The organism is Herbiconiux solani NBRC 106740, assembly GCF_001571005.1.
GTDB classification, from domain to species: domain Bacteria; phylum Actinomycetota; class Actinomycetes; order Actinomycetales; family Microbacteriaceae; genus Herbiconiux; species Herbiconiux solani.
In genome coordinates, this window is the sequence record NZ_BCST01000002.1 from 38922 (window position 1) to 64867 (window position 25946).

Genomic DNA, 25946 nt, shown 5'->3' on the forward strand with positions numbered 1-25946 from the left:
TCGTCACCAGATCTCGGTCGGGAAGGCGACGGCAGCCGAGAGCAGGCGCGCCACCGGAGGCCGGGCACGCAGTCGCCGACGCAGGTCGCGCGGAGCGGGCGGGAGCTGTCCGCGCTCCGCGCGACGGCGGAGGACGTCGACGATGTCTTCCGGATCACCGGTGAGGAGCACGTCGAGCCCGCCGTCGACCTCCGTCAGTTCGGCTGCGTCGACCTCGAACAATCGTGGCCGTCCGTCGCCACTGGAGGATGAAGGGGAGGAGGAGGGTCGCAATCGGGTCACCAGGACCTCGGCCGAGGCATCCGCCGCCGGGTCGTCCAGGTCGTCCCGCTGCAGGACGAGCGGCTGGCGGGACGGGTCGACAGGCAGCTGCAGGGGCCCCGCCACGCGGAAGACACCCTCGTGATCGATGCGGCGGAGCTGCGAGGAATCGACGAACCGCCGCGCGGCCTTGTCCGCGATGACGGAGTCGGTGGGCCACGACTGCCAGAGCTTCTGCAGGACCACGACCCCGTCGGCCACCACCTCGGCCGCCGTCGCCGCTTCGGCTCCCGGGATCACCGACGGCGTCGACTCCAGCAGCACTCCCACGCCGACGCTCGAGAGCGCGGCGATCGAGGCCACCCGCCTCGCGAGGTTGTACGGGTACTCCCGGGCGAGGTCCGCGCCGACGATCCACCGGACCGAGGGGCGGCGCGGGATGAGGGCGGCCGCGAGAAGAGTCGTATCCGCACCCCGCAACGCGCCGGAGGGCTCGGAGGGCCGCGGCCTGGCGAGCACGACGGCATCGACTCGCTCGAGCCAGCCGTCGATCGATACACCGGCGCCCGAGGAGAGCAGCGCCAGCGCTGATTCCGGAAGAAGCGAGATCACGGTCACCGGTCGGCGCGCACCGTTCCCGGCCTCGTCGAACGCGCTCATCGGCGCAGCACCCGCTGGGCCAGCCAGTTGCCGAGCAGCTGGCCCGACTGCACGATCACGACGATGATCGCCACCGTGATCCAGGTCGCCCCGGCGTTGAACTGCTGGTAGCCGTAGATAATCGCGAAGTTGCCGAGCCCGCCGCCGCCGATGTAGCCCGCCATGGCCGACATGTCGACGACCGCGATGAACATGAACGTGTAACCGAGGATGAGGGGCGCGAGCGCCTCGGGGATGACGACGCCGAACAGCACCGAGACCCGCTTCGCCCCCACCGCCCGCGCCGCTTCGACCGTGCCGGCGTCGACCGCCACGAGGTTCTGCTCGACCACCCGGGCGATGACCACCGACGCCATGATCGTGATCGGGACGATGGCCGCCTCGGTACCGAGGGTCGTGCCGGCGACCGCGCGGGTCACGGGGGCGACGGCGGTGAGGAAGATGATGAACGGGATGGGGCGCACCACGTTGATGACGACGTTCATCACGCTGAACACGACCCGGTTGGCGAACAGGTTGCCGGGCCGGGTCGCGTAAAGGGCCGCTCCGATGACGAGCCCGACCACTCCGGAGATCGCCAGCGAGACGGCGACCATGTAGATGGTCTCGCCGACGGACTCGAGGAGGACCGGGGCGAGGGTCTTCCAGTCGTTCACGACGCGACCTCCTTCTTGACTGCCGCTTCGGGCCGGTGCACCTCGGTGTGGGCGGCGAGCTCGGCGACGATGCGGTCGATCGCCGCATCCGTCGCAGACCCAGCCGCCGCATCCGCCGCCCCATCGACCCGCACCCGGTAGGTCAGCGTGCCGATCTGCCGGCCGAGCACGTCCGTGACCCCGCCGTACACCACCGAGTGCCGGGCACCGTGGCGGTGGAACACGGCCGAGACGTCCTCGCTCGTGAACTCGTTGATCTCGACGCTCAGCAGCGTTCCGCCGCCCGCGGCGAGCGAGGTCAGCACGTCGCCCGAGGGCACGCCCTGCGTGACGGCGGCCACGAACCGGCGGGTGAGGTCGGCCCGTGGATGCGCGAACACCCGGTAGGTGTCGCCGCTGTCGACGACGCGGCCGCCATCCATCACGACCACCTCGTCGCACAGCTCGTGCACGATCGAGATCTGGTGCGTGATCACCACGATCGTGATGCCCAGCCGCCGGTTGACCTCGCGCAGCAGGTCGAGCACCTCGGCGGTCGTCTGCGGGTCGAGAGCGCTGGTCGCCTCGTCGGCGAGCAGGATCTCGGGATCGGTGGCGATCGCCCGGGCGATGCCGACCCGCTGCTTCTGGCCGCCGGAGAGCCGGCGCGGGTACTGGTTCGCCTTGTCGCTGATGCCGACGAACCGGAGCAGTTCGTCGACCCGGCGGTCGCGGTCGGCCTTCTTCCACCCGGCCACCTTCAGCGGGTAGGCCACGTTCGCCCGCACGGTGCGCGAGTTGAACAGGTTGAACTGCTGGAAGATCATCCCGACCCGGCCCCGCAGGCCCCGCAGCTCGGACTCGGAGGCCCGCCCGACGTCCACCCCCAGCACGTTCACCGTGCCGGAGGTGGGGTGCTCCAGACCGTTGATCAGCCGCACGAGCGTCGACTTTCCGGCGCCCGAGTAGCCGATCACCCCGACGATCGACCCCGTGTTCACGCGAAGGGTCACGTCGTCGACCGCGACCGTCGGAGCGGAACGGCGATCGGAGGCGAAGCTCTTCGTGACGTCGTCGAATTCGATGACAGCAGGCATCCGTCGTGTCCCCGCGGCTACTTCGTGGCCTTCAGCGCATCCTCGAGCGAGGTGAGCTCGTCCTGCAGCTTCTCGGCGGTCCAGTCGCCCTTGAACTGCAGGTTGCCCTGGTTCAGCTCGGTCACCGCGGCCTCGACCTCGGGGCTGTGGTACGCCTCGATGAGCTTGGTCCAGCGCGGGTCGTCCTTCTTGTCGGCGGTCGTCACGAAGGCGTTGATGTAGGGGGCCAGCTGCGGGTTGTCGAGATCCTCCTTGAAGATGATGAGCTCGTCGCCCAGGCCGCCCTTCTGCGCCTGGGTGTTGTTGACGATCGCGGCCTGCGCGCTGCCGTCCTTCAGGGCGGTCACCGTCTGGTTCGAGTCGACGGGCAGCAGCTCGATCCGGCTCGAGACGATGTCGGCCGGGGTCGAGAGCGAGCTCCCGCCGTCCTTCAGCTCCAGCAGCCCCGCCGTCTGCAGGTTGAGCAGGCCGCGGGCGAGGTTCGTGGGGTTGTTCGGGATGGCGATCTTCGCGCCATCGGGGATGTCTTTCACATCCGTGTACTTCTCGGCGTAGAGCGCCAGCGGGTAGACCGCCGTAGCTCCCACGGGAACGAGGGTGCCGCCGTTGTTGACGTTGAACTGCGAGAGGAAGATGAGGTGCTGGAAGAGGTTGATGTCGAGCTCGCCGTCTTGCACGCCCTGGTTGAGCTGCACGCCGTCGCTGATGGTACGCACGTCGAGGTCGATCCCCTCCCCGGCGAGCTTGTCTTTGATGAGGGCCCAGTGGGGCTCGTTGCCGTCGTCGGTGCCGATCACGATGCGCGACTGATCGGTGTCACCGGATGCACCGGATGCGCCCGAGGCATCGGATCCGGCGCAGGCGGCGAGCGACACCAGGACGGTTGCGGCGACGGCCGCGGAGAGGACGGACTTGACGAAGGAGATGCGTGTGGAACTCATGATCCGACTCAAGCAGACCGCCTCGGCTGCCTGCCAGGAGGGCGGTCACAGCTCGTAACGACCGGTCATCGAGCGTCGTTTTCGCTTCGCTGCATTGCTGGTTCTCGGGCTCGGCCGTATGCTCTGCCGCCCCTCTTCTCCGCCTTCTTGTTCTTCGTGTTGCTGTTCTTCGTGTCGCTGTTCTTCGTGTTGCAGACTGGAAACATGACCGAACCGCATGCCACCGACATCGCCGCCGAGCTCGAGCACGTGACCCAGCACTGGACTCCGCGGGTCGTCGGCCGCGTCAACGACCAGTACGTCAAGGTCGCGAAGCTGCTCGGCGAGCTGGTCTGGCACGCGCACGAGGAGGAGGACGAGTTGTTCCTGGTGGTCTCGGGGCGGCTCCGCATCCAACTCGAGGGCGCGGACGACGTCGAGCTCGGCCCCGGCCAGTTCTACGTCGTGCCGAAGGGCGTGCGCCACAACCCCGTCGCCGACGAGGAGGTGCAGATCGCACTCATCGAGACGGTCACGACCGCGCACACCGGCGACGTCGAGGTCGCGGGCACGGTGCCCTTGGCGCAGCAGCTCGGCGACTTCGCGTAGCCTGCCGGCTTCAGGCCCGCTCTCCGGGCCTCCGCACCTCGGCGAGGATGACCCGGCCCGCCCGAACCGCGGCCGCGACCACCTGCTCGTCCGAGCATCCTGAACCAGACGAGGCCTGCACGGCGGCGTTGATCGACAGCAGCGCCATCCGAACCAGAACCGCGTCTTCGGGCGACGGGTCGGGCAGCAACGTCGTGAGCTGATCGGCCACGGCCGCCAGCCCCGAGCCGATCCGCTCACCGCCGGCCTCGGCAGCCGGCGAGTGGCCCAGACGGGGGTTCGCCGCCAGGAAGCGGATGCCCTGCAGCTTCTCGGCCGAGAACGTCTCGATCCACCGCATCACGGCGACCTCGAGCAGGTCGGGGCTGCGGGGCTGCTCGGCCAGCCAGGCGAGCAGCTGCTCGGCCTCGTCTCCGCGCCGGTCGAACAACGAGTCGAGGATGGCCTGCTTGCTGTCGAAGTAGTAGTACAGCGAGGCCTTGTTGATGCCGAGTTCGTCGGCGATCTGCCGGAGGGATGTCGTGTCGTACCCGTGCTCAGTGAAGAGCCGCCACGCCGTGGCCTGGATGAGGGATCTCGTCTCGGCACCGCTTCGACGCGGGGTGACCGGATGCGCGGGCGAGCTCATCCACCCACTCTACCTACCGCACGGTTGACAGTCTACCTACCGGTCGGTAGGTTGCTCGTATCGGAACCCGTCCGACCTGAGGAGCGCCCCATGAGCCAGTACACCGTCGTCCGCGAGTACCCGTACCCGATCGACGTCGTCTGGCACGTCCTGACCGATCCGGACCAGGTCGCGCAGTGGACCACCACGGGTCAGGGCGGTCGCCCCGAAGGGTTCGCCGCCGTCGCGGGCACCGCGTTCAGGTTCGTCGGGAAGCCGACGATGGGCTGGGCCGGAACCGTGTACTGCGAGGTCGTCTCGGTCGATGCGCCGCGGGCCCTGCACTACACCTGGAAGGGCGACGCGGAGAGCGACGACGTGACCGACGTGACGTACCTGCTCGAGGAGATCCCCGGCGGAACCCGGTTCACCTGGCACCACACCGGCTTCACCGGCCCGGGCGGTTTCGCCATGTCGAAGCTCCTCGGTTCGGTGCGGAAGAAGATGCTCACCGAGGGCCTCCCGCCCGTGCTCGCCGCGTATCGGGCCGCCCACGCAGGCTGAACGCCGCGCACGGTCGACCGGCTCACCGCATCCGTCGCCGGCACCCCGCCCGACCTCGCCCGCCGCATCCGGCAGAATCGAGGGATGACGACCGACGACCAGCGCCCGCCCCACGTCGTCGCCGTCAGTCTGGATGCGCGCCACCACTTCAGCAAGCACGTCGCGCCCGAGATCACGCTCGTCGAGGGCTGGGGTGTCGAGGGGGATGCGCACGCCGGCGTCACGGTGCAGCACCGGTTCCTGGTGGCACGCGATCCGTCGCGCCCGAACCTGCGGCAGGTGCACCTCATCCACGCCGAGCTCTTCGACGACCTGGCGGCCGCGGGCCATACGGTGGCGCCGGGCGAGCTGGGTGAGAACGTCACCACGCGCGGTCTCGACCTGCTGGCCCTGCCGACGGATGCGCTGCTCCGGTTCGGCGACGAGGCCACCGTGCGGGTCACCGGCCTCCGCAATCCGTGCCGCCAGATCGACGCGTTCGAGCCGGGTCTCCTCCGCGAGGTCGTGGGCCGTGACGCGAACGGTGCTGTCGAGCGGCGGGGCGGGGTGATGGGGGTCGTCGTCGCCGGCGGCACCATCCGCCCTGGCGACCCGATCACGCTGACGCTGCCCGCCGGCCCGCCGAAGCCCCTCGCCCCGGTCTAGCCCTGCGCGACTCCCCGGCGGCCGCGGGCCCGCTATCGTTACCCCGTAGCTCCAGGGGGGAACACGATGACCGACGACAACAGCCTGCCCACGCCGAACTCCGTTCCGCCCGCGGGCGCGGCGGCGGGTGACATGCCCCCCGCTGTCGCGGCGACCACGGCCACGCCGCCCGGTTCGATGCCGACCGCCGTCGCGACCACGGTGAAAGACCCAAACTTCGTTCTCGGCGTGGTCGGTTTCGCCCTGTCGTTGATCGGCATCCTGAACATCGCGGGGCTAGTCATCAGCATCATCGCGTTCCGCAAGTCGCGCCGGCTCGGCATCACGAACGGCTTCGCCCTCGCCGGCATCATCGTCGCATCGATCGGGCTCCTTTTCGTCGTGATCGTCGTTCTAGCCACCGTCCCGGCTCTCGTCGACGCGGCCCAGACCTGTGCCCGCCTCGGCACGGGTGTGCACGAGCTCAACGGCGCCACCTATACCTGCACCCCGACCTCCTTCCGTGTCTGGCACGGAATGTGACCGGCGACGACGACCTTGGCACCGAGACTCCGGACGAGCAGGCGCAGGCGCAGGCGCAGCTGCGCTCGCGGATCGCGATCCTCGAGACGCTGATCGCGGTGCGCCCGCTGATGCCCGAGCTCCTCCGCGACGCGGCGGCCTGCCGCACCCCCGACGAGTTCGCCACCCTCATCGCCTCCCGGCTCGACGTCTCGTTCTCGATCGCGAAGGCGAACACCCGCCCCGAGACCCTGGCCACCGGCTTCGCCCTGACCCGCCTCACCGCCGAACTCGCCGAACTCCGCCGCCTGGAGCCGCCCCCACCCGATCAGGCGGGCGGGGGGCCCGGCGTCAGCTCGGGGGTCTCACCGGGGCCCGACAAGAAGTAGCCCAAAAACGTGACACCCTCCTCGGTCGCATCGAAGCAGTCGATCAGGGTGTTCGCCGGCTCGTAGAAGACGTCTCCCGCGCGCAGCAGCACCTCAGGCCCGCCCTCGACCTGGAAGTGGACCGACCCCGCCTCGATCGATCCGAAGACCGGGCCGTTGTGGTGGTGCGGGCCGCCGGCGACGCCGGGCTGCAGCGTGATCCGTCGCACCTGCACGGCCGCGGTGGTCAGGTCGGGCAGCGCCTGGTCGAGCAGAGTGACGCGCGTGACAGGTTCATCCATACCCCGATTATCCCCGGCGTTCAGGTCGTCAAGACTCGGGCGGCGCGGCCGGCGGAGTGGCCGGGGGCACAGCCGGCGGAGTGGCCGGCGGCGCGGCCGACGGCGTGGCGCGCGAGTGCGGCGCTGCCGCAGGCGGCGGCAGCGGGAAGTAGTGGCGCTCGAGGGGCGGGCCGTCGACCGCGGCGAGCGCCGCATCCCGCATCTGCCGGTCGCGCCCGGTGAGCCGCTCGGTCTGCTGCCGCCGGTACTCGCCCCACGACGGAACCACGAACGACTCCAGCATCTGGTCGTCGACCTCGCCGCTGCGGTACAGCCGCCACCGCGAACCGCCGGTGCGCCGCCGCGACCCCTCGACCAGCCGCATCGCTTGGGTGAACGCATCCGCCTTGTCCGGATGCACGGTGTACGCGATCTGCACGAGCACCGGCCCGTCGGTGGGCCCGGGTTCGAACACGAGCGTCGGCGTGGCCCAGGTGGTCGAGATCGTGCGGTCGATCGTTCCGGTGCCGGCGAGCAGCGGCAGCACACGCACGCTCGCCGCGACGAGCACGAGCATCACCGCGGCCACGGTCAGGGCGGCCGGCGTTCCGAGCAGCTGGGCGACGAGGCCCCAGCCGAACGACCCGACCGCCATCGTGCCCATGAACACGAGGATGTACACCGACGCCCCGCGCGACCGCACCCACTGCGGCAGCGTCAGCTGCAGGGCCGCGTTCAGCACGGTGAGGGTGCCGATCCAGGCGAGCCCGGCGAGCACGAGCAGCACCAGCGCCGGCACGAAGGGCACGAACGCGGCCGCCACCGTCCCGCCCGCGAAGAGCAGGGCGCTCACGGCGATGACGAGGTTGTCCGAGACCCGCTTGCGCGCGATGGGCAGCGCGAAGATCCCGAGCACGGCGCCCAGCCCGAGCGCCCCGAGCAGCAGCCCGTACCCGCTCGAATCGAGTCCGAGCCGCGTGGCCGTGACCGGCAGCAGCGCCCACAGCGCACTAGCCGGCAGCGCGAACAGGGCAGACCGCAACAGGATGCGCCGCACCAGACGAGCGGATGCCACGTACCGCACACCCGCTCGCATCGCCGCGCCGAACGGCTCCCGATCGTCGAGACCGGCCTGGGGCGGCCGCTTCCACCACCACAGCGCGACGGCGGCGCCGGCGAAGGTGAGCGCGTTGACGGCGAAGACCACCGGCGCCCCCGCGAAGGAGAGCACCACGCCAGCGAGCGCGGGGCCTACGGCGCGGGCGCCGTTCACCGTGATGCCGCCGAGCGCCGACGACGCACCGATCTGGTCCCGCGGCACGAGCTCGGGCTGGATCGCCTGCCAGGCCGGCGAGGTGAGCGTGGAGGTGACGCCGAGAAGGAACGTGAAGCCGAGGAGGGTGAGCGGGGTGAGCCCGCCGAGCGCCGCGATCACGGTGAGCACCGCGGCGACCACGCCGCTGACGACCGATCCGACTATCAGCAGCCGCCGCCGGTCGAGCGAGTCGGCGAGAACGCCGGCGGGCAGCGAGAAGAGCATGGCCGGTGCGAGGCTCGCGGTCTGCACGAGCGCGATCACCGTCGCGCCGGCGGCCGCCTCGACGAGGTACCACTGGGCGCCGACCGTCTGCATCCAGCTGCCGATGTTACTGCCGAGCTGGGCGAACCAGAGCACACGGAACGCGGTGATCGCCATCGGCGCCCAAGCGGACACGGAGCTGCTGGGGGCTTTCGTCGGGGCAGACATATGGCCTTCACAGTAACGTCAGCGGGCCGGCGGCAGACGGGCCCCAGTAGTGTCACCTTCGTAGGTCGGCTTCGCCTCGTGCCTGCCCGTTGACAGGCGCTGGCTTCAGCTTGGCACCAGGCCGGGCATCCACTGGATGGGCGCCGCGGCGACCACGGTCGCGAGGCAGTCGTTCTGCTCGCGGTCCGCATCCGAGTAGACCGTCAGCACCGCCGAGCCGAAAACGCTCGGGTCGCCCTGGGTGAGATCCGACGGGATTGGCAGCGGGGCCGTCCCGAGCGTCTCGAGCGATCCGAACGAAAATCGGAACCCGGTGTCGGCGCAGGTCTGGCCGTCGTCGATCACGTACGGCAGCAGCGTGAGCTCGCTGTCGGCCGGCCCGGCGAAGCCCTGCGGGACGAGGTCGAACTGGCCTGCCTCCGCCCCGACGACGACGGTGAACGAGCCCGACGCCTCTGAACCCGGTCGGGCCGTGAAGGTCGCCGAGCCCACCTCGGTCCCGGCCGCGAGGGGCGCCGGCGTCGGCGCGGGCGCGGCCTCCGGGGCCGCTTCAGCCGAAGGGGCGGAGGCGGTGCCGGAGCTTTCGCTCGTACTTGCGACTCCGGGATCGGCGGACGGCGCAGAAGACAGGGTGCACGCACTCAGAAAGACCACCGCCCCCAGCAGGGCTCCTACGGCTCCAGCGCGCCTGCCCTGTATCATGGCGCCAGCCTAGGCGACACGTGTCGCTCGCGCCGCCTGGTCTCGACCGCATGAGCGTTCAATCGCAACGAGTCCTCGATCCAGCCACCCTTCGCGTTCGGCACCGGACCGACCGCCCGTATGAGGGCACGGAGTAACTCTGCAAATTTCGACGACCGACCCCATATACGCCGCCACTCCTCGAAATTCGCAGGGTTACTCCGGTCACCCCGGCGTCCTCGCCCAGCAGAACCGGCTCAGGCGCACCCGCGTCGCCTCGAGGTGCCGTGTAACTTCCCGAATTTCGAGGAGTGACCCCCTATACGGCACCACTCCTCGCTATTTCGGAAGTTACTCGGGCCGACCCTCCCAACCCACAAGCATTCCGCCCAGTACCTCGCCTGTGGTTACGTTGCCTCATGGGTTCTCGCGAATGGGCCGACACCTGGGCCGCCGTGCACGACGAGCGCCGCGCCCTGAGCGCCGACCTGGCGCAGGTCGACCCCGCGCGCTGGGCGGATGCGTCGCTCTGCTCGGGCTGGGACATCCACGACGTCGTCGCCCACCTCATCGACTCGGCGACGACGACCCGGTTGGGCTTCGCCCGGCGGATGCTCGCCGCACGCTTCGACTTCGACCGCGACAACGAGGTGGGCGTCTCCCGTGAGCGCCGTTCGTCTCCCGCCGAGACGCTGGCCGCCTTCGACCGGATCGTGCCCGCCACCGCGACCCCGCCCGCGGCTCGAGCGACCCGCCTGGTCGAGGCGGTCGTGCACGGCGAGGACATCCGCCGCCCCCTCGGCCTGCACCGCGACTATCCGCTCCCCCACGTGCTGCCGGCGCTCGCGTATCAGCTGAAGACTTCGGTTGCGATGGGAGGAGGCCGCCAGCGCGCGGCCGGGTTCCGCCTCATTCCCACCGATGCCCCCGCGACCGCACTCCCCTCGACCCACCGCGCGCCCGGGTCGACCCACAAGTCACGCACTCCCGAAGCCGCCGTCCGCGCGCCGGCACTCACTCTCCTCTTGGCCGTCTCCGGACGCCCCGTCGACGAGGCCGAGTTCGAGGGCCCTGGCGCGCAGGCCTTCGCGGAGCACCTCGCAGCGAGCGGCTAGCGTCCAGCGTCCAGCGGCTAGCGGTCACCCCGGCATCCTCACGCACGAGACCGCCCCGGGAGCAGACCCAGCCCGCGCGGTCCTCGTGACTAGTAACGTCCCGAATTTCGAGGAGCGACCCCATATAGGGCACCACTCCTCGAAATTCCGGACGTTACTGGTCACCTTGCCGCAAAACCACGAACGTAGGCACCACCAGAGCCCCACCACCCCGGTCAGCTCACGGGCACACGCGCGCGCTACGCCCCTCGAACCGCACCAGGTCGCCGACCTGCAACTGCCGCCCCCGCCGCAACTCGACCGCACCGTTCACGAATACGTCGCCGTCGGCGATGGCCTCCTTGACGTTTCCGCCCGAGTCGAGCATCCCCGCGAACTTCAGGAACTGCCCCAGCCGGATGCCCTCCCCACCGATCGACACGTCCTCCACACCACTCGCCTCAGCCATGCCGAAAGGCTAGCCGACCGACTGGTCCTGGCCCTATCCCACCGCCGGCGCCGCGACCCTCACCTGTCGCCCACCGGTCAGCGCGACGAGCTGATCGAAGGTCAACGGCATCACGGTGTGCGGCGTCCCCGCCGCGGCCCAGACCGTCTCGTACCCGGCGAGCGCCTCGTCGACCACCGTGCGGATCGGCGCAGGATGCCCCACCGGAGCCACCCCGCCGATGGCCTGCCCCGTCACCTCGCGCACCTGCTTCGCGGTCGCCATCCCCACCGCGTCCGCGCCGACCTGGCCGGCCAGGATCTCCGTGTCGACCCGGTGCGCACCGCTGGTCATCACCAGCAGCGGCTCGCCGTCGGCGATGAAGAGCAGACTGCTCGCGATCGCACCCACCTCGCACCCGAGAGCGGCGGCCGCCTCGGCGGCGGTGCGCGTGGAGTCGGGTAGCTCGCGCACCCGCGAGTCGATCCCGGCCTCGGCCACGACCTGCTGCACGATCCGGCTGCGCTCGGGCAGCTCCCGTTCATCCGTCACTGCGATCTCCTCACCGCTCACGAAGCTCCCCGCCGAAGCAACCCCACCCGAACCCCACTCACCCGAACACGTCCGGCCCCCGCGTCGCGAACTCCAGCGTCACGTACTCGAGGTCGTCGCGCGGGATGACCGCGGTCACCATCACACCCTGCGCCAGCTCGAACCCCACCGCGTACACGAACGGATCCGTGTCGATCTCGATCGCCGGCACCTCCGCCCCGTCGAGCAGCACCGGCCCGCGCTCATTCACCGCGCGCACGGTCAGCCGCTCCTGGAACCGGTCGGTCGTGATGTCGCCCAGCCCCAGCTCCCTCCGGAACCGATTCATCAGCACATAGTTCGCATGCTCGACCAGGAGCCGACGCGGCTCCGACAGCTCTGACGGCTCGCGATGCCAATCCGTCCGCACCGCCTCCCAGATCGACGGATACCGCATCTGCTCGATCTGCTCCAGCATCCACGCGGGCCGCGGATGCGGCGACGGGGCGCCGAGCGCCTCCCGCTTCGCATCGTCGATCGTCTGCAACAGAGCCTCGTCGATCTCGGCCAGATTGACCGGATCCGAGCGATCGGCCGGGTTCCGCCACAGCGTGTAGTTGACGCTCACCGACATCTGCGTCGTGCCGTCACTGCCCGACGACGACTGCGAGTTCAGCAGCGGCGACTCCTCGAGCGACGCCTGCGGCACCAGCCCGACCACCGCGACCGGCATCGCCGCCAGCCGCTCGGCCTGCTCCACGCGAGGGTCAGGCGCATCCTGGGGCACGAACCCGACGAACCTCATCCGAGCGCGACCCATCCCCCGGTCACCGCTCTATCGCTGAACACCGGATGCGGCGGTGACGGATGCGGAACCCGCCAACTCCTCCCGCACCGAGTTGCGAATCGCCAGCTCCAGATCCTCGGCCGCCTGCGCCGCGCGTCGCCGCGTGAGCAGGTCGCCCACCACCCCGATGATCACGAGGATGGGCGCGATCACGCTCGGAATCGGGTCTCCCCGGCCGGCCACCAACGCGATCACCCCGATCACGACAAGGCAGGCCGCGGCACCGATCACCATGGCGAAAATCGTACGAACCTCGCCCAGCATGCGCAGGCGACGTCGTGCTCGAGTGGTCTCCGTTGTTTCACTCATGCCCCAACGCTACGCGTGTGGCCCACCCCATGGCCACCCTCGCAGCCCCCGCCCAGCCTCTCCACCCCGCCTCTCCCGCCCGCCGCCGACGTCGGCTATCGTTGCCGTCACGTCAGCCTGAAGCAGGACGGAGGCCCCACGATGGAGCTCGTCAGCCAGTTCGGATTCGCCATCCTCATCCTCGTCGGCATCGCCCTGGCGACCCTGATCGCGCTCCTCTCCTACCGCCTGATCACCCTCGCCCTCCAGTCCCGCCGCGCCACCCGCAGCACCTCCCGCGCGGAGTCGCGCCGCGACGCCGACGCCCGAGCCGAGGCGCACCTCGTCGCCCGCCTCGAGTCGAGCGGCTTCTCCCCCGCCGACGCCCGGGCCGCAGCCGCAGCCACCCGCGACGACTGAGACGTCAGCGCCCCAGCGCCCCCATCCACTCCTCGACCCCGTCCGCCGTGCGCGGCATCGCCGCCGAGAGGTTGATCGACGAGGTCTCCGTCACCACGAGGTCGTCCTCGATGCGGATGCCGAGCCCCCGCAGCTCCGCCGGAACGGTCAGGTCGTTCACCTGGAAGTACAGTCCCGGCTCCACCGTCAGAGTGTGCCCCGCGGCGAGGGTGCCGCCCAGGTACGTCTCCCGCGGCGCGTGGTTGCAGTCGTGCACGTCCATGCCGAGCATGTGACCCGCCCGCGAGATGCTCCACCGGCGGTGGTGCAGCGCATCCGGAGCCATCGCCTCGTCGAGCGACGACCGGATGAGCCCGAGCTCGATCAGCCCCTCGGTGAGCGAGCGGCCGCACGCATCCTGGTAGTCCTGGAAGCGCACCCCCGCCCGCAGCGTGTCGATGCCGGCCTGCTGCGCGCGCAGCACGATCGCGTAGACGTCGCGCTGCAGCGGGGTGAAGGTGCCGTTCACCGGCACCGTGCGGGTGATGTCGGCCGAGTAGAGCGACGGCAACTCGACCCCCATGTCCATCAGCACGAGCGCACCGTCGGGCAGGTCGCCGGTGTTGCGGGTCCAGTGCAGGGTCGTCGCGTGGCTGCCCGCCGCGACGATCGAGCCGTAGGCCGGCCCCTCACCCTCGATGCGCGATCGGCGGGCGAAGGTGCCCTCGATGTAGCGTTCGCCGCGCGCGCTGGCCCGGGCCGCATCCCACTCGGTCAGGCAGTCGTCGAAGCCGCGGGCCGTCGCGTCGACCGCGAGCTGCAGCTGGTCGATCTCCCAGTCGTTCTTGATCAGCCGCAGTTCGTCGAGGGTCGACTTGAGCGCGAAGTGCGGCGCGAACGCGGGGCCGACCACCTGGCGCACCAGCTCGTCGACCGTCTCGTCGAGAGCGGGCAGCACGCGGATGCGCCGGGCCCGTCGCGCGGCGCGCTCGAAGTCGCGGCGGAAGTCGGTGAGCGGCCGCGTCTCGATGCCGAGCGCGTCCTGGGTCTCCTGCAGCGTGGGGCGGGCGCCCACCCAGAGGTCGCCGAGCGCGTCGTCCTGCCAGAACTCGTCGCCGCTCCGGCCGGACGGACCGCGGAGGTACAGGATCGACCCGGCCTCGCCCCCCGTGGTGTCGACCACCAGCACGCTCTCGGCGACCTGGTTGCCGGTGAGCCAGACGTGGTCGGTTCCGGGCCGGAAAGTGTGGTCGCTGTCGTTCGACCGCACCCGGGGCAGCCCGGCCGGGATGATCAGCAGCTCGGCGGGCAGCGCCTGCGCGAGCCGCGCCCGGCGCTCGGCCGTGTAGGCAAGCACGGGGTTGGAGGGGTCGAGCACCGGCGGCGGATCGGCCCAGCCGGCGGTCATGAAGGTGCCGTCGCCCGGCAGCGCCGAGCGGTTGACGGCGCGCGGCATCAGCCACGGGATGCTGTCGGACGAGGCCGACGCCGAGGCCGAGACAGAGGCAGAGCCCGCGTGAGCATGCGGATGCCCGTGCCCGCCCACCCCGTCGTGCCCGCTCATGCCGTGGTCCGCTCGAGCGCGGCCGGCACCTCGTCGAGCCAGGCCAGCCGGTCGGCCTCGGCCGGGGCGAGCGGCAGCCGCCCGGCACCGTCGGGCAACGGGATGGCCGCCAGCAAGGCGCGGGTATACGGATGCAGCGGGTTCTGCCACACGGTCTCCGTGACGCCCGACTCCACGACCCGGCCCTGGTACATCACGAGCACGCGGTCGGCGATGCGCCGCACCACCGAGAGGTCGTGCGAGATGAACAGCATGCCCGCACCGGCCTCGACGCTGAGCGAGCGCATCAGCGCCGCCACACTCGTCTGGGTCGAGGCGTCGAGCGCCGAGATCGGCTCGTCGGCAACGAGCATCCCGGGTCGCGCCGCGAGCGCCCGCGCGATGGCGATGCGCTGCTTCTGCCCGCCCGAGAACTCATGCGGGAACCGGCTCACCATCGCCGGGTCGAGCCCCACCCGGCGCAGCCAGTCGGCGGGATCGGATCCCCGGTCGCCGCGCGCGAGGGCCGCCCGCACGCCGTCGCCGATCTGGTCGCCGATGCGTCGGCGGGGGTTGAGCGACGAATTCGGATCCTGGAAGACCATCTGCATCCCCGTCATCGCCGACGAACGACGGCGTAGCCCGAGCGTGGGCACGTCGTCGCCCTTCAGCCGCACGGTTCCGGCCTTGCGCTTCTCGATGCCGACGATCGCGCGGGCGAGGCTCGACTTGCCGCAGCCACTCTCACCCACCAGAGCCACCACCTCGCCGGCGGCGACGGTGAAGCCCACGCCGTCGACCGCCCGGAGTGCCGGCCGGCGACCGTACTCCACCACGATGCCCTCGGCCTCGAGTACGGGGCGCCCGCCCGACGGCACCGCTCCGTCCCGCTCCGCTGCGATTCGCTCGCTCATCGTGCGTCCTCCCCTGCCTGCTCGAAACTCGACCCCGGCAGCGCCGCCAGCAGCGACCGCGTGTACTCGTCGCGGGGCGCGGTGAACAGCTGCTGCCGCGGCGCCGACTCCACCACGAGCCCCTGCCGCATCACGGTGACCTCGTCGGCCACGGCGCTCATCACGCCGAGGTCGTGCGTCACCAGCAGGATGCTCAGGTCACCCCCGTCGGCCAGCTCGCGCAGCAGCTGCAGCACTCCCGCCTGCACGGTCACGTCCAAGGCGGTGGTGGGCTCGTCGGCCAGCAGCACGGTCGGATCGCAGGCCAGCGCCACCGCGATCGCGATGCGCTGCCGCTGCCCGCCCGAGAACTGGTGCGGGTACTTCGAGAGCGCACCCCGTGCATCCGGAACCCGCACCCGGTCGAGCAGCGCCTCGGCCTTCGCCCGGGCTTCGGGCTTGCCGAGTCCGAGGTGGTGCCGCATGTGGTCGGTGAGCTGCCGGCCCACCGGGAGCTGCGGGTGCAGGCTCGTCGACGGATCCTGGAACACCATCGCCACCCGCCGCCCGCGCACGCCCTGCAGCACGCCCCGCGGGGCGCCGACGAGCTCGGTGAAGCCAGAGTCCGAGCCAGCGCCCGGCCCCTCGGTGTCGGCCAGCCGGATGCTTCCGCTCGCGGTCATCCCGCCGGGCAGCAGCCCCAGCACGGCCAGGGCCGTCATCGTCTTGCCCGAGCCCGATTCGCCCGCGAGCCCGTGGATCCCGCCCCGCGACAACGCGAGGTCGATCCCGCCCACGATGGTGTGCGTGCGGGTAGCAATACGCAGCCCCTCGATGGTGAGAGCAGGCGCAGACGCAGAAGCAGAAGCAGAACCACTCACAGCGTCGTCCCCCCGCCCTTGATCGTCGCCGACTTCGGGTCGAGCGCATCCCGCAACGCGTCCCCGACGAAGTTGAACGCGATCACGACCGTGAGAATGGCGAGCCCCGGGAACACCCCGATCCACCACGCGTCGAAGTTCTTGATCGCATCCGACACCATCGATCCCCATTCCGCGGTCGGCGGCTTGGCCCCGAGCCCGAGGAACGACAGGCCCGACAGCAGCAGGATGGCCGTGCCGATGTCCAGGCTCGCGAGCACCAGAACCGGCCCGACGATGTTCGGCGCGATGTCGCGCCCCAGCGACCGGAACGCCGAGAAGCCGAGCAGCTGCCCCGACACCACGTAGTTCGACGACCGCAGCCCGAGCACGAGCCCGCGGGTGAGCCGGGCGTACGACGGCCACGACACGATCAGCGCCGCGAGCACCGCGTTGACCAGCGAGGCCCCGAGTGCCGCCGCGATCACCATGGCCAGGATGACCGTGGGGAACGCCATCACCAGGTCGGTGACGCGCATGGCCACCTCGTCGACCGCGCGGCCGAAGAACCCGGCCACCGAGCCGACGATCGCGCCGATCAGCACCGAGAGCACCACGAGCAGCAGCGCGAGCGGGATGGTGACCTGGGCGCCCCAGAGCACGCGGGAGAACACGTCCCGGCCGAGCGCATCCGTGCCCATCAGCGTGCCCTCGCCGGGCGGCTGGAGGATCGGCAGGTCCTGCGCGAGCGGGTCGTGCGGCGCGATCACGGGGGCGAACAGGGCGATCAGGATCCACAGCACGGCCACCGCCGCACCGAGGATGCCGAGGGGCGCCGACCACCGGCCGAGTCGCAGGCGGGGTCGCCGCCACCGCGGCGCGGCCGCCTCGATCGGGTCGAGCATGCCGGGGCGCACGCCGTCGCGCGGGCCGGCCGGAGCCCCGTCGCGGGGGTCGGCGAAGGGCAGACGCGGTTCGCTCACGAGGCCAGCCTCACTCTCGGGTCGAGCACGCCGTAGAGCAGGTCGACGATCAGGTTCACCAGCAGGTACATCACGCCGATCAGGAGGCCGACGCCCATGATGCCGGGCAGGTCGAGGTGCGACGCGGCCTGGTAGGCGTACGAGCCGATGCCGGGCCAGGCGAAGATCGCCTCGACCAGCACCGTGCCGCTCAGCAGGCTGCCGAAGGCGAGGCCCACGACGGTGAGGATGGGGATGCTCGCGCCGCGCAGCACGTACGACCAGATGACGGTGCGGGTGGGCAGGCCCTTGGCCCGGGCCGCGCGCACGTAGTCCTGGTCGAGGATCTCGAGCACCGCGGTGCGCACGAACCGCGTGAGCAATCCCACCGTGTAGAGGGTGAGCACGAGCACGGGGAGGAAGAGGTGCGATGCCGCATCGAGGAAGGTGTCGAGCTGGCCGGCCAGCAGCGCATCCACCGTGGTGAGCCCGGTGACGTGCGGCGGCGTGCTGAAGTCGCTGCTCAGCCGGCCGGAGCCGGGTGCGATGTGCAGTTGGAAGTAGAAGACGTAGTAGAGCACCAGCGCCAGCCAGAAGGTGGGCACGCTGAGCCCCGCGAGCGAGACGACCCGCAGCACGTGGTCGGAGGCCTTGCCCCGCCGGTACGCCGCGATCGTGCCGAGCACGACGCCGATGATCACGCTGAGCACGATGGCTCCGAGGGCGATCTCGAGCGTGGCCGGCAGCGCCTTGGCCAGGTCGTCGACCACCGGGTTGTGCGTGGTGGTCGAGACCCCGAGGTCTCCGTGCAGCAGGTTGCCGAGGTAGGTGAAGTACTGCACGACCAGCGGCTGGTCGAGCCCGTAGGTCGCCCGGAACTGGGCGACGATCGCCGGATCCTCGGCGGCGCGCTGCCCGAGGGCCGCGGCCACCGGGTCGCCCGGCACGAGGTTGGTCAGCACGAAGGTGACCAGGGTCACGCCCACGACCAGCAGCAGCGAGGTGAGCACGCGGCGCAGGGCGTAGCGGAGAAAGGGATGGGCCGTCCGGCCCCCACGCGTGCGCGGGGGCCGGACGGCCGTGGTGCTCGAGGTCACGAGGCTCTCGCTACTTGGCGGAGAGGGCCGCGATGTCGATGGTCCAGACCGCGTTGTACACGATGCCGGTCACGTCCTTCGCCGCCGCGATGTTGTTGCCGGGCTGCAGCAGCGGGATGAACGGGCCGTCGGTGTTCAGCGCCTTCTGCAGGTCTTCGAAGCGGCTCTGACGCTCGTCGTCGCTGCCGCCGGCGGCCGCTGCGTCGGCGAGGGACGAGATCGCGGGGTTCGCGCCCTCGGCCCAGCCGGAGCGGAGACCCACCACGTTGCCGGGGGTGAACACCAGGTAGTCGCTCGGGTCCGGGTAGTCCGGGCCCCAGTACCACAGGCCCATCGTCTCGGTGCCGTTGCGGTAGGCGTCGAGCTCGGTGGCGACCGGCGCCGGGGCGAGCTCGACGGTGATGCCGACATCCTTCAGCTGCGACTGGATGCGCTGCGCGATGGTCGGGAAGTCGATCCCGTTCAGGCTGATGTCGCTCGGGAAGTTGAGCGTCACCGACTCGCCGGCGTACCCGCTCTTCGCGAGGTCGGCCTTGGCGGCGTCGAGATCCTGCGTCAGCTTGTCGCTCTCGGGCAGGGCGCCGAGCAGCATGCTGGGCACGACGCCCGCGGCCTGCGCGGTGCCGGTACCGGCGATCGAGACGAGGTCGTCGTAGTCGACGGCCTCCTTGACGGCCTTGACGAAGTCAGGGTTGCTCGTCACGGCCGAGACGCTCGGGTTCTGGTTGAGCAGCAGGAAGATGACGTTCGCCGACGGGTCGCTGGTGACCGCGACCGAGTCGCCGAGCGCTGCGGCCTGGGTGCCCGAGAGGTCGAGCGCCACGTCGGCGCTGCCGCCCTCGACGTTGATCTTCTGGGTCGCGCCCTCGACGTTCTGGATGACCACGCGGCCGTAGCCGGGAGCGGTGCCGTCGTAGTTGCCGTTCGCCTTGAGCACGACCTGCGAGGCGAGGTCGAGCGTGTCGAGCACGTACGGGCCCGAGCCGGCCGAGGTCGTGTTGAGGAACTTCTCGGCGGTGTCGGTCTCGTCGGTGGTGCCGCCGTTCTCCTTCACGACCTTGGAGTTCAGGATGCCCAGGGCCGGGTTCGCGAGGATCGCCGGCAGCGCGGGGGTGGGCGTCGCGGTGGTGAGTACGACGGTCTTGTCATCCTTCTTCGTCACGGTCACGCCGTCGAGGAGGAAGGAGGGGTTGCCCTTCAGGCCGATCACGCGCTGCAGCGAGAAGACGACGTCGTCGGCGGTCATCGCCGTGCCGTCGGAGAACTTGTGGTCGCCGGTCAGGGTGAGCGTGAAGGTCATCGCGTCATCGGACTGCTCGAGGCTGGCGAGCCCGTCGACGACCTTCGAGACGTCGCCGCCCTCGAAGGTGAGGAGGGTCTCGTAGAGCGCCTTGTCGACCAGCTGGCCGGTGGGCTCGTACATCCGGCCCGGGTCGGCCGTCTTGAGGTCGAACGCCTTGTTGATCGTGAGCGTCTTGGTTCCGCCGTCGGCGGTGTCGGTGCGGCCTGAGGAGCAGCCGGCGACGAGGAGCGTGAGCGAGACCGCTGCGGCCGCGACCGCGATCCGGGTCGATCGGGAGCGCGCGGTGCGGGCTGTGCGTGTGGAGCGGAAAACCATGGCGGCCTCCTGGGAAGGGTTCTTCTGGACGGTGTGGGGGTACTTTGGCACAATTCCGCGCAGTACTTTTTCACGGAGCCGCTATCGTGGACGAATTGCAGTCCCATCCACAGAAGGGGTCGGAAATGTCGATCATCGATCAGGCGGCGACCCCGCCCGCTGGACAAAGCGCAGCGGGTCTGGACGAGGTGAATCTGCGCATCCTCGGCATTCTTCGTGAGAACGGCCGCATCTCGATGTCGGCCCTCGCGGAGCGTGTGAACGTCTCTCGTGCGAGCGTCTACAACCGCGTCGAGCAGCTCACCGCGGCCGGGGTGATCACCGGCTTCTCGGCCCAGGTCGACCCCGGCAAGGTGGGGCTCGACGTGTGCGCACTGGTCTTCGTGACCGTGCATCCGCAGTCGTGGCACCGCTTCCGCGAGGGCATCCTGCAGATGCCGGATGTCGAGTACTGCTGCATCACCACCGGCGAGCACGACGCCATGCTGCTGGTGCGCTCGCTCGACATCGGCGGGGTGCACGACTTCGTCACGGGTGTGGTGGCCGCGCGGCCCGAGGTGAAGTCGGTGGTGTCGGTGGTGGTGCTCGACGAGGTGGTGCGGAAGGCCTATCTGCTGCCCTCGGACATCCCCGACCGCTCGGGATCGACGAACCGGCTCGGGATGACGCGGTTCACGACCGCGGGCAACGGGCGCGACTCGGTGCGCTGAGCCGCGCTAACGCGCGGCCGGCAGCCCTCGACGCAGCCGTCGGACCGGGCACCGACGCGGGCCGGTCAGACCTCGACGCAGATGCTCACGTGGTCGACGCCGTCGATCTCGAAGTCCTCGACCAGACGCACGCGCCCCTCGCCGTCGACCTCGACCCGGCTCGCTCCGGTACCACCCACGACGCTGCCGTCGGCGAGCATCACGTGCACGAAGGTGACCGCGAGCAGGTCGCCCTCGCGCGTGCCGACGAAGCGCCCGAAGGTGACCGTGTCGCCCTCGTAGTCGCCCCAGATCACGCCGTCGCGTTCGGAGTAGCGGAAGCGCGAGGGCGACTCCGGATCCACCGCGCTGTTGGTCGAGGAGGTCATGACGAACTCGCGTCCGTCGAGGGTGGGAGCGGAGCGCAGGGTTTCAGTCACAGTCGATGAGTATGCAGCACTTCATCACCTGTCCGGCACGAGGCGACAATACGTCGAGCAATTCGTCTCGCGAGGGGCTGGAATTGGACGAATCGTTCCTATCCCGGCCCTTGCGTGGATGAGTTGCCCTTCTCAGAGCGCCCGGACGAGGCCCGCGAGAGCGCGATCCGGGGTGCCGAAGCGGTGCGCCGTGATCGAGACCGCCTGCTCGCGCAGGAACGGGAGCAGCTCGAGCCGGCCGGCCTCGGTGACCGGGCCGCTCCACACTGCGACGTCGGGGCGCCCATCGGTCGCCGCCACGATCTCGGTGGCCTCGGGCGACTCGGTCGAGGGGGATGTAGCCGCACCCGAGCCCACGACGAGACGGATGCGCGCCGCCGGCTCCTGCGCGAGCGCCGCCCGCCACTCCGGCGGCGTCTGCACCCGCACCGGGAGCGGAACCCCGGCGAGCAGCTCGGCGAGCTCCGCCGTGGCCACGCTCACCTCGGCGGCCGCCCCGCTTCGGAGCGCCGCGGCGACGACCCGCACGAGGTCGGCCGGCACCGCCGACACCCCCGCGCGCACGACCACCCCGTCGAACGGCCGGTAGCGGAACACGTTGTGCTCGGCCGCGACCTGCGACACGTCCTCGGCCACGCCGAACCGCTCGCTCCACGCCCGGGCATCGCTCTGCACGGCTCGAGCGAGCGACAGATGCTCGTCATCCCCGACCAGGGGCGAACCGGCGGCCGCTCTGAGTAACGCGGCGACCGCGGGCTGCAGCGCATCCGTCCTCACCTGCTGCGACACGGCCGGCCGCCACGAGCCGAGGTTCACGAGGTAGTTCGGTCCGCCGGCCTTCGCGCCGGCGCCGACGGAGGACTTCTTCCACCCGCCGAAGGGCTGGCGCTCGACGATCGCGCCCGTGATGCCACGGTTGACGTAGAGGTTGCCGGCCTCGATGGTCTCGAGCCAGGTCGAGATCTCGCCGCGGTCGAGGGCGTGCAGGCCCGAGGTGAGGCCGTAGTCGACCTCGTTGACGATCGCGATCGCCTCCTCGAGGGTGTCGGCGGTCATGATGCCGAGCACCGGGCCGAAGTACTCGGTGCGGTGGAAGGTCGAACCGCGGGCCACGTGGTCGCGGAGGCCCGGGCTCCAGAGCCGATCGCTCGCGTCGAGCGGCTTCGGCTCGATCAGCCACCGCTCACCGGCGCCGAGGGTCGTCAGCCCCTCGCGGAGCTTCGGCCCGGGCGCCTCGATCAGCGGCCCCATGCGCGTCGAGGCCTGGTCGGGGTAGCCGACCGTGAGCGATCCGATCGCATCCATCAGCTGCGACCGGAACCGCGGCGACGACGCCACCGAACCCACGAGCACCACGAGCGACGCGGCCGAGCACTTCTGGCCCGCGTGGCCGAAGGCCGAGGCCACGACGTCTTTCACGGCGAGGTCGAGGTCGGCCGAAGGGGTGACGATCACGGCGTTCTTGCCGCTCGTCTCGGCCAGCAGCGGCAGGTCGGGTCGGAAGGAGCGGAACAGCTCGGCCGTCTCGAACGCCCCGGTGAGGATGACGCGCTCGACCGCGGGGTGCGACACGAGCTGGCGGCCGAGCGACTCCTCGTCGACGTCGACGAGCCGCAGCACGTCGGTGGGCACCCCGGCCTGCCAGAGCGCCTCGGCGACCAGGGCTCCGCTGCGGGCGGTGAGGCCGGCGGGCTTGAACACGACGGCCGAGCCGGCGGCGAGCGCCGCGAGGGCCGAGCCTGCGGGGATGGCGACCGGGAAGTTCCACGGCGGCGTGACGAGCGTGAGCCCGGCGGGCACGAACCGCGCACCGTCGACGGCCTCGAGCTCGAGCCCGCGCTCGGCGTAGTAGTGGGCGAAGTCGACCGCCTCCGAGACCTCGGGATCGGCCTGGTCGACGGTCTTGCCGGCTTCGGCGGCCATCACCTCGATCAGCTGGGCCCGGCGTGCCTCGAGGGCGTCGCCGGCGCGGTGCAGGATGGCGCCGCGCTCGGCGGCTCCCCGCTCGGCCCACGCGCGTCCGGCCTCGATGGTGTCGGCCATCAGGGCCTCGAGCTCGGCCTCGTCGCGCACCGCGGCGGCGCGCACCGCGGCCTCGCCGAGGGTCGAGGTGGGCACGCGCTCGAGGATGCCGGCGGCCCACGTGCGGTTGGACTCCACCGACGGGTCGGTGTCGGGCGTGTTCTCGAACCGCCCGGGCTCGGAGTGCGGCACGGCGGCGAAGCGGTCGGCCACCCGGTGGGCCGGCGGAACGGCACGGTCGAGTGCGGCCAGCGACGCCAGGAACCGGTTCTTCTCGCGCTCGAACAGCTCGGGCCGGTCGTTCAGCTCGAACACGGCCGACATGAAGTTGTCCTGCGACGCGCCCTCCTCGAGCCGGCGGATCAGGTACGCGATCGCCACGTCGAACTCCTTCGGCGAGACCACGGGCGTGTAGAGCAGCAGCGACCCCACCTCGCGCTTGACCGCCTCGGCCTGGCCCTGCGCCATGCCGAGCAGCATCTCGAACTCGAGCCCGTCGCGCACGCCGCGGCGGCCGGCGACGATCCAGGCGTAGGCGAGGTCGAAGAGGTTGTGGCCGGCGACGCCGAGCCGCACGTTGCCGATGCGGTCGGGGTGCAGGGCGTAGTCGAGCACGCGCTTGTAGTTCGTGTCCGAATCCTGCTTCGTGCCCCAGGTGGCCAGCGGCCAGCCGTGCAGCGAGGCCTCGACCTGCTCCATCGGCAGGTTGGCGCCCTTCACCAGGCGCACCTTAACCCCGGCACCTCCGGAGGCCCGGCGCTCGGCGGCCCAGGTCTGCAGGCGCATCATGGCGCCGAGGGCGTCGGGCAGGTAGGCCTGCAGCACGATGCCGGCCTCGAGCCGGTGGAACTCGGGCCGGTCGAGGATGCGCATGAAGACCGCGAGCGTCAGGTCGAGGTCTTTGTACTCCTCCATGTCGAGGTTGATGAACTTGGCGGGCTTGCCGCTGAGGGTCGGCTTGATCGCCGCGGTGAACAGCGGGATCAGCTTCGCCACCACGTCGGCCACCGAGTCGTCGAACGCCCAGGGCGCGTGCGGGGCCACGGTCGACGAGACCTTGATCGAGACGTAGTCGACGTCGTCGCGGCCGAGCAGGCGCACGGTTCCGCCGAGGCGGCGGCCCGCCTCCTGCTCGCCGAGCACGGCCTCGCCGAGGAGGTTGACGTTGAGGCGGGTGCCCGGCCGACGGATCTTCGCGATCGCGGGACCGAGCTTGCGGTCGGTGGCGTCGATGACCAGGTGCCCGACCATCTGCCGCAGCACGCGCCGCGCGATCGGCACCACCACACCCGGCAGAACGGGGGCCATCACGCCGCCGAGTCGCACCGCGGCGCGCAGCGGAAGCGGCAGGAAGGCGGGGACGTCGGGCGCGATCCGCGCGAGAGTCGCCGCGGCGACCTTGAGGTCTTCGGGGCGCACCACGCCGTCGACGAAGCCGACCGTGAAGTCGAGGCCCTTCGGGTCGGCGAGCACGCCGGCCAGGCGGGTGGCCGAGGCGTCGGCCTCGTGCTTCGCAGCCTCGGTCAGCCAGCGGCGCACCAGGGCGACGACCTCGTCGGCCAGTCCGGCGTCGTCGGGGGTGCCGGAGTCGAGGGGCGCGAGGTGGGTCAGATCCGTCATACGCCCATCGTCAGCCCACGTGACACCTCAGCAAAAGCAACGCTTTGTGACGCATACTGCTAAGGCGAACTGACGAATGGAGAAGAGCGGATGCTCGATGTGCGAAAACTCGTCCTCTTACGCGAGCTGGCCATCCGCGGCACCATCGCATCCGTCGCCGAGGCGCTCAGCTTCAGTCCCTCGGCGGTGTCGCAGCAGCTGACCGCGCTGGAGCGCGAGACGGGGGTCGAGCTGCTCCGCAAGGTCGGCCGCCGGGTGCAGCTCACACCGCAGGCCGAGGTGCTCGTGGCGTCGGCCGCCGAACTCCTCGACACCCTCGAGCGCGCCGACGTGGCGCTGCAGGCCTCGCTGAGCACGGTGAGCGGAACCGTGCGGGTGGCGGTGTTCCAGTCGGCGGCGCTCACCCTCATGCCGGCGGCGCTGCGCGCGATGACCGACGAGCATCCGGCCGTGCGCATCGAGATGGCGCAGCAGGAGCCCGGTCAGGCACTGCACGACACCTGGGCGCGGGAGTTCGACCTGGTCGTGGGCGAGGAGTACCCGGCGCACTCGGCGCCCTGGTTGGGCGGTCTCGAGCGGCACGACCTCACCAGCGATGCGATCGAGCTGGCGCTTCCGGGTGAACGGGAGAGCCCGCATCCGCTCGCCGGATTCACGGACGCACGCAGCATGCCCTGGGTGATGGAGCCGCGCGGCACCGCGAGCCGCCACTTCGCCGAGCAGCTCTGCCGTACCGCGGGGTTCGAGCCCGACGTGCGCTACGAGACGGCCGACCTGCAGACGCAGATCAGGCTGATCGAGACGGGCAACGCCGTGGCGTTCATGCCCGAGCTCGTCTGGGCGGGCCGACCGACAACGTGCCGCTTGGTCGTGCCGCCGGGTGCGCCCCGCCGCACGATCTTCACGGCCCACCGAGCCTCGGCGTCGGGCTCGCCGGCGATCGCGGCGGTGCGGTCGGCTCTGGCGGAGTCGGCTGCCGCCTGGCGAGCGGGCTCGGCGCTCCCCGGCTGAACCGGGCC

Annotated in this window: 29 protein-coding genes; 9 read left to right on the forward strand and 20 right to left on the reverse strand. The window is 70.9% G+C overall.

Annotation, left to right across the window (positions count from 1 at the left end):
• Window positions 1-3: 3 nt before the first annotated feature.
• The 4 genes from HSO01S_RS03400 to HSO01S_RS03415 are packed head-to-tail and all read right to left on the reverse strand — an operon-like array spanning window position 4 to window position 3594.
• The gene (locus tag HSO01S_RS03400; protein WP_066039189.1) at window positions 4-921 is read right to left on the reverse strand and encodes a hypothetical protein; all 918 of its coding nucleotides are present in this window, start codon (window positions 919-921) and stop codon (window positions 4-6) included.
• Complete coding sequence (locus HSO01S_RS03405; RefSeq protein ID WP_066039190.1) at window positions 918-1577, reverse strand: methionine ABC transporter permease; 660 nt, start codon at window positions 1575-1577, stop codon at window positions 918-920. Before HSO01S_RS03405 ends, HSO01S_RS03400 begins: the two co-directional genes overlap by 4 nt.
• Window positions 1574-2653: a methionine ABC transporter ATP-binding protein gene (locus HSO01S_RS03410; protein ID WP_084361259.1), complete on the reverse strand. Its 1080-nt coding sequence runs from the start codon at window positions 2651-2653 to the stop codon at window positions 1574-1576. Before HSO01S_RS03410 ends, HSO01S_RS03405 begins: the two co-directional genes overlap by 4 nt.
• A 17-nt stretch (window positions 2654-2670) precedes the next feature.
• On the reverse strand, window positions 2671-3594 hold the full coding sequence (locus HSO01S_RS03415) for a MetQ/NlpA family ABC transporter substrate-binding protein (protein ID WP_066039191.1): 924 nt from the start codon (window positions 3592-3594) through the stop codon (window positions 2671-2673).
• A 204-nt stretch (window positions 3595-3798) separates the two neighbouring features.
• Here HSO01S_RS03415 and HSO01S_RS03420 point away from each other — a divergent pair, with 204 nt between their 5' ends.
• Complete coding sequence (locus tag HSO01S_RS03420) at window positions 3799-4182, forward strand: cupin domain-containing protein (protein ID WP_066039590.1); 384 nt, start codon at window positions 3799-3801, stop codon at window positions 4180-4182.
• 10 nt (window positions 4183-4192) lie between these two features.
• Here HSO01S_RS03420 and HSO01S_RS19580 read toward each other — a convergent pair whose 3' ends face one another.
• Entirely contained in the window at window positions 4193-4810 is a 618-nt protein-coding gene (locus HSO01S_RS19580; RefSeq protein ID WP_066039192.1) for a TetR/AcrR family transcriptional regulator, read from the reverse strand.
• Window positions 4811-4900: 90 nt separating this feature from the next.
• On the opposite strand from HSO01S_RS19580, the gene HSO01S_RS03430 reads away from it, so the two are divergent.
• From HSO01S_RS03430 to HSO01S_RS03445, 4 genes are all read left to right on the forward strand, one after another.
• Window positions 4901-5353 (forward strand): SRPBCC family protein, encoded by a 453-nt coding sequence (locus HSO01S_RS03430; RefSeq protein ID WP_066039193.1) that lies wholly within the window; start codon window positions 4901-4903, stop codon window positions 5351-5353.
• An 84-nt stretch (window positions 5354-5437) separates the two neighbouring features.
• Window positions 5438-5998: an MOSC domain-containing protein gene (locus tag HSO01S_RS03435; RefSeq protein WP_066039194.1), complete on the forward strand. Its 561-nt coding sequence runs from the start codon at window positions 5438-5440 to the stop codon at window positions 5996-5998.
• A 66-nt stretch (window positions 5999-6064) separates the two neighbouring features.
• Complete coding sequence (locus tag HSO01S_RS03440) at window positions 6065-6520, forward strand: hypothetical protein (protein WP_066039195.1); 456 nt, start codon at window positions 6065-6067, stop codon at window positions 6518-6520.
• Window positions 6517-6888, forward strand: coding sequence for a hypothetical protein (locus HSO01S_RS03445; RefSeq protein WP_066039196.1), 372 nt, complete (start codon window positions 6517-6519; stop codon window positions 6886-6888). Before HSO01S_RS03440 ends, HSO01S_RS03445 begins: the two co-directional genes overlap by 4 nt.
• Here HSO01S_RS03445 and HSO01S_RS03450 read toward each other — a convergent pair.
• From HSO01S_RS03450 to HSO01S_RS03460, 3 genes are all read right to left on the reverse strand, one after another.
• On the reverse strand, window positions 6828-7169 hold the full coding sequence (locus HSO01S_RS03450) for a cupin domain-containing protein (protein WP_066039197.1): 342 nt from the start codon (window positions 7167-7169) through the stop codon (window positions 6828-6830). The two genes, HSO01S_RS03445 and HSO01S_RS03450, sit on opposite strands and share 61 nt — an antisense overlap.
• Window positions 7170-7197: 28 nt before the next feature.
• A complete protein-coding gene (locus tag HSO01S_RS03455; protein ID WP_245635875.1) occupies window positions 7198-8862 on the reverse strand; it encodes an MFS transporter in 1665 nt (554 codons plus the stop codon).
• 138 nt (window positions 8863-9000) lie between these two features.
• Complete coding sequence (locus HSO01S_RS03460) at window positions 9001-9387, reverse strand: hypothetical protein (protein ID WP_066039198.1); 387 nt, start codon at window positions 9385-9387, stop codon at window positions 9001-9003.
• 608 nt (window positions 9388-9995) lie between these two features.
• Here HSO01S_RS03460 and HSO01S_RS03465 point away from each other — a divergent pair.
• Window positions 9996-10691, forward strand: coding sequence for a maleylpyruvate isomerase family mycothiol-dependent enzyme (locus HSO01S_RS03465; RefSeq protein ID WP_066039199.1), 696 nt, complete (start codon window positions 9996-9998; stop codon window positions 10689-10691).
• 220 nt (window positions 10692-10911) lie between these two features.
• Here HSO01S_RS03465 and HSO01S_RS03470 read toward each other — a convergent pair whose 3' ends face one another.
• The 4 genes from HSO01S_RS03470 to HSO01S_RS03485 are packed head-to-tail and all read right to left on the reverse strand — an operon-like array spanning window position 10912 to window position 12730.
• On the reverse strand, window positions 10912-11139 hold the full coding sequence (locus tag HSO01S_RS03470; RefSeq protein WP_066039200.1) for an RNA-binding S4 domain-containing protein: 228 nt from the start codon (window positions 11137-11139) through the stop codon (window positions 10912-10914).
• Between the two features lie 33 nt (window positions 11140-11172).
• On the reverse strand, window positions 11173-11676 hold the full coding sequence (locus HSO01S_RS03475; RefSeq protein ID WP_373280205.1) for a YbaK/EbsC family protein: 504 nt from the start codon (window positions 11674-11676) through the stop codon (window positions 11173-11175).
• Window positions 11677-11728: 52 nt separating this feature from the next.
• Complete coding sequence (locus tag HSO01S_RS03480) at window positions 11729-12454, reverse strand: hypothetical protein (protein WP_157078876.1); 726 nt, start codon at window positions 12452-12454, stop codon at window positions 11729-11731.
• A gap of 30 nt (window positions 12455-12484) precedes the next feature.
• Window positions 12485-12730, reverse strand: coding sequence for a hypothetical protein (locus HSO01S_RS03485; RefSeq protein WP_066039203.1), 246 nt, complete (start codon window positions 12728-12730; stop codon window positions 12485-12487).
• Between the two features lie 216 nt (window positions 12731-12946).
• Here HSO01S_RS03485 and HSO01S_RS03490 point away from each other — a divergent pair, with 216 nt between their 5' ends.
• On the forward strand, window positions 12947-13204 hold the full coding sequence (locus HSO01S_RS03490; RefSeq protein WP_066039204.1) for a hypothetical protein: 258 nt from the start codon (window positions 12947-12949) through the stop codon (window positions 13202-13204).
• 4 nt (window positions 13205-13208) lie between these two features.
• Here HSO01S_RS03490 and HSO01S_RS03495 read toward each other — a convergent pair whose 3' ends face one another.
• The 6 genes from HSO01S_RS03495 to HSO01S_RS03520 form a co-directional block, all read right to left on the reverse strand.
• Complete coding sequence (locus HSO01S_RS03495; protein WP_066039205.1) at window positions 13209-14747, reverse strand: aminopeptidase P family protein; 1539 nt, start codon at window positions 14745-14747, stop codon at window positions 13209-13211.
• The gene (locus HSO01S_RS03500) at window positions 14744-15640 is read right to left on the reverse strand and encodes an ATP-binding cassette domain-containing protein (RefSeq protein WP_066039206.1); all 897 of its coding nucleotides are present in this window, start codon (window positions 15638-15640) and stop codon (window positions 14744-14746) included. Before HSO01S_RS03500 ends, HSO01S_RS03495 begins: the two co-directional genes overlap by 4 nt.
• Window positions 15637-16416 (reverse strand): ABC transporter ATP-binding protein, encoded by a 780-nt coding sequence (locus HSO01S_RS03505; RefSeq protein WP_245635876.1) that lies wholly within the window; start codon window positions 16414-16416, stop codon window positions 15637-15639. The genes HSO01S_RS03500 and HSO01S_RS03505 overlap by 4 nt, the downstream gene beginning before the upstream one ends.
• Window positions 16417-16496: 80 nt before the next feature.
• A complete protein-coding gene (locus HSO01S_RS03510; protein ID WP_245635877.1) occupies window positions 16497-17462 on the reverse strand; it encodes an ABC transporter permease in 966 nt (321 codons plus the stop codon).
• Window positions 17459-18538: an ABC transporter permease gene (locus HSO01S_RS03515; RefSeq protein ID WP_066039207.1), complete on the reverse strand. Its 1080-nt coding sequence runs from the start codon at window positions 18536-18538 to the stop codon at window positions 17459-17461. Before HSO01S_RS03515 ends, HSO01S_RS03510 begins: the two co-directional genes overlap by 4 nt.
• Window positions 18539-18548: 10 nt before the next feature.
• Window positions 18549-20156, reverse strand: a complete 1608-nt coding sequence (locus HSO01S_RS03520; protein WP_084361262.1) for an ABC transporter substrate-binding protein — start codon at window positions 20154-20156, stop codon at window positions 18549-18551.
• Between the two features lie 125 nt (window positions 20157-20281).
• Between HSO01S_RS03520 and HSO01S_RS03525 the strand changes: the two genes are divergently transcribed.
• Entirely contained in the window at window positions 20282-20866 is a 585-nt protein-coding gene (locus HSO01S_RS03525; RefSeq protein ID WP_066039208.1) for an Lrp/AsnC family transcriptional regulator, read from the forward strand.
• A 65-nt stretch (window positions 20867-20931) separates the two neighbouring features.
• Here HSO01S_RS03525 and HSO01S_RS03530 read toward each other — a convergent pair whose 3' ends face one another.
• Window positions 20932-21285: an avidin-fold protein gene (locus tag HSO01S_RS03530; protein WP_157078877.1), complete on the reverse strand. Its 354-nt coding sequence runs from the start codon at window positions 21283-21285 to the stop codon at window positions 20932-20934.
• A gap of 132 nt (window positions 21286-21417) precedes the next feature.
• The gene (locus tag HSO01S_RS03535) at window positions 21418-24927 is read right to left on the reverse strand and encodes a bifunctional proline dehydrogenase/L-glutamate gamma-semialdehyde dehydrogenase (RefSeq protein ID WP_066039209.1); all 3510 of its coding nucleotides are present in this window, start codon (window positions 24925-24927) and stop codon (window positions 21418-21420) included.
• A 90-nt stretch (window positions 24928-25017) separates the two neighbouring features.
• Here HSO01S_RS03535 and HSO01S_RS03540 point away from each other — a divergent pair, with 90 nt between their 5' ends.
• The gene (locus tag HSO01S_RS03540) at window positions 25018-25938 is read left to right on the forward strand and encodes a LysR family transcriptional regulator (RefSeq protein WP_066039210.1); all 921 of its coding nucleotides are present in this window, start codon (window positions 25018-25020) and stop codon (window positions 25936-25938) included.
• Window positions 25939-25946: the final 8 nt, after the last annotated feature.

Excerpts from the sequence above, each read along its gene's own strand:
- HSO01S_RS03485 (WP_066039203.1), bottom strand. The coding sequence starts at position 12,730 with ATGGTGATCGGTGCCGCGGCCTGCCTTGTCGTGATCGGGGTGATCGCG.
- HSO01S_RS19580 (WP_066039192.1), bottom strand. The coding sequence starts at position 4,810 with ATGAGCTCGCCCGCGCATCCGGTCACCCCGCGTCGAAGCGGTGCCGAG.
- HSO01S_RS03430 (WP_066039193.1), top strand. The coding sequence starts at position 4,901 with ATGAGCCAGTACACCGTCGTCCGCGAGTACCCGTACCCGATCGACGTC.
- HSO01S_RS03420 (WP_066039590.1), top strand. The coding sequence starts at position 3,799 with ATGACCGAACCGCATGCCACCGACATCGCCGCCGAGCTCGAGCACGTG.
- HSO01S_RS03410 (WP_084361259.1), bottom strand. The coding sequence starts at position 2,653 with ATGCCTGCTGTCATCGAATTCGACGACGTCACGAAGAGCTTCGCCTCC.
- HSO01S_RS03435 (WP_066039194.1), top strand. The coding sequence starts at position 5,438 with ATGACGACCGACGACCAGCGCCCGCCCCACGTCGTCGCCGTCAGTCTG.
- HSO01S_RS03415 (WP_066039191.1), bottom strand. The coding sequence starts at position 3,594 with ATGAGTTCCACACGCATCTCCTTCGTCAAGTCCGTCCTCTCCGCGGCC.
- HSO01S_RS03540 (WP_066039210.1), top strand. The coding sequence starts at position 25,018 with ATGCTCGATGTGCGAAAACTCGTCCTCTTACGCGAGCTGGCCATCCGC.
- HSO01S_RS03470 (WP_066039200.1), bottom strand. The coding sequence starts at position 11,139 with ATGGCTGAGGCGAGTGGTGTGGAGGACGTGTCGATCGGTGGGGAGGGC.
- HSO01S_RS03525 (WP_066039208.1), top strand. The coding sequence starts at position 20,282 with ATGTCGATCATCGATCAGGCGGCGACCCCGCCCGCTGGACAAAGCGCA.
- HSO01S_RS03520 (WP_084361262.1), bottom strand. The coding sequence starts at position 20,156 with ATGGTTTTCCGCTCCACACGCACAGCCCGCACCGCGCGCTCCCGATCG.
- HSO01S_RS03535 (WP_066039209.1), bottom strand. The coding sequence starts at position 24,927 with ATGACGGATCTGACCCACCTCGCGCCCCTCGACTCCGGCACCCCCGAC.
- HSO01S_RS03495 (WP_066039205.1), bottom strand. The coding sequence starts at position 14,747 with ATGAGCGGGCACGACGGGGTGGGCGGGCACGGGCATCCGCATGCTCAC.
- HSO01S_RS03465 (WP_066039199.1), top strand. The coding sequence starts at position 9,996 with ATGGGTTCTCGCGAATGGGCCGACACCTGGGCCGCCGTGCACGACGAG.
- HSO01S_RS03500 (WP_066039206.1), bottom strand. The coding sequence starts at position 15,640 with ATGAGCGAGCGAATCGCAGCGGAGCGGGACGGAGCGGTGCCGTCGGGC.
- HSO01S_RS03490 (WP_066039204.1), top strand. The coding sequence starts at position 12,947 with ATGGAGCTCGTCAGCCAGTTCGGATTCGCCATCCTCATCCTCGTCGGC.
- HSO01S_RS03480 (WP_157078876.1), bottom strand. The coding sequence starts at position 12,454 with ATGAGGTTCGTCGGGTTCGTGCCCCAGGATGCGCCTGACCCTCGCGTG.
- HSO01S_RS03440 (WP_066039195.1), top strand. The coding sequence starts at position 6,065 with ATGACCGACGACAACAGCCTGCCCACGCCGAACTCCGTTCCGCCCGCG.
- HSO01S_RS03400 (WP_066039189.1), bottom strand. The coding sequence starts at position 921 with ATGAGCGCGTTCGACGAGGCCGGGAACGGTGCGCGCCGACCGGTGACC.
- HSO01S_RS03450 (WP_066039197.1), bottom strand. The coding sequence starts at position 7,169 with ATGGATGAACCTGTCACGCGCGTCACTCTGCTCGACCAGGCGCTGCCC.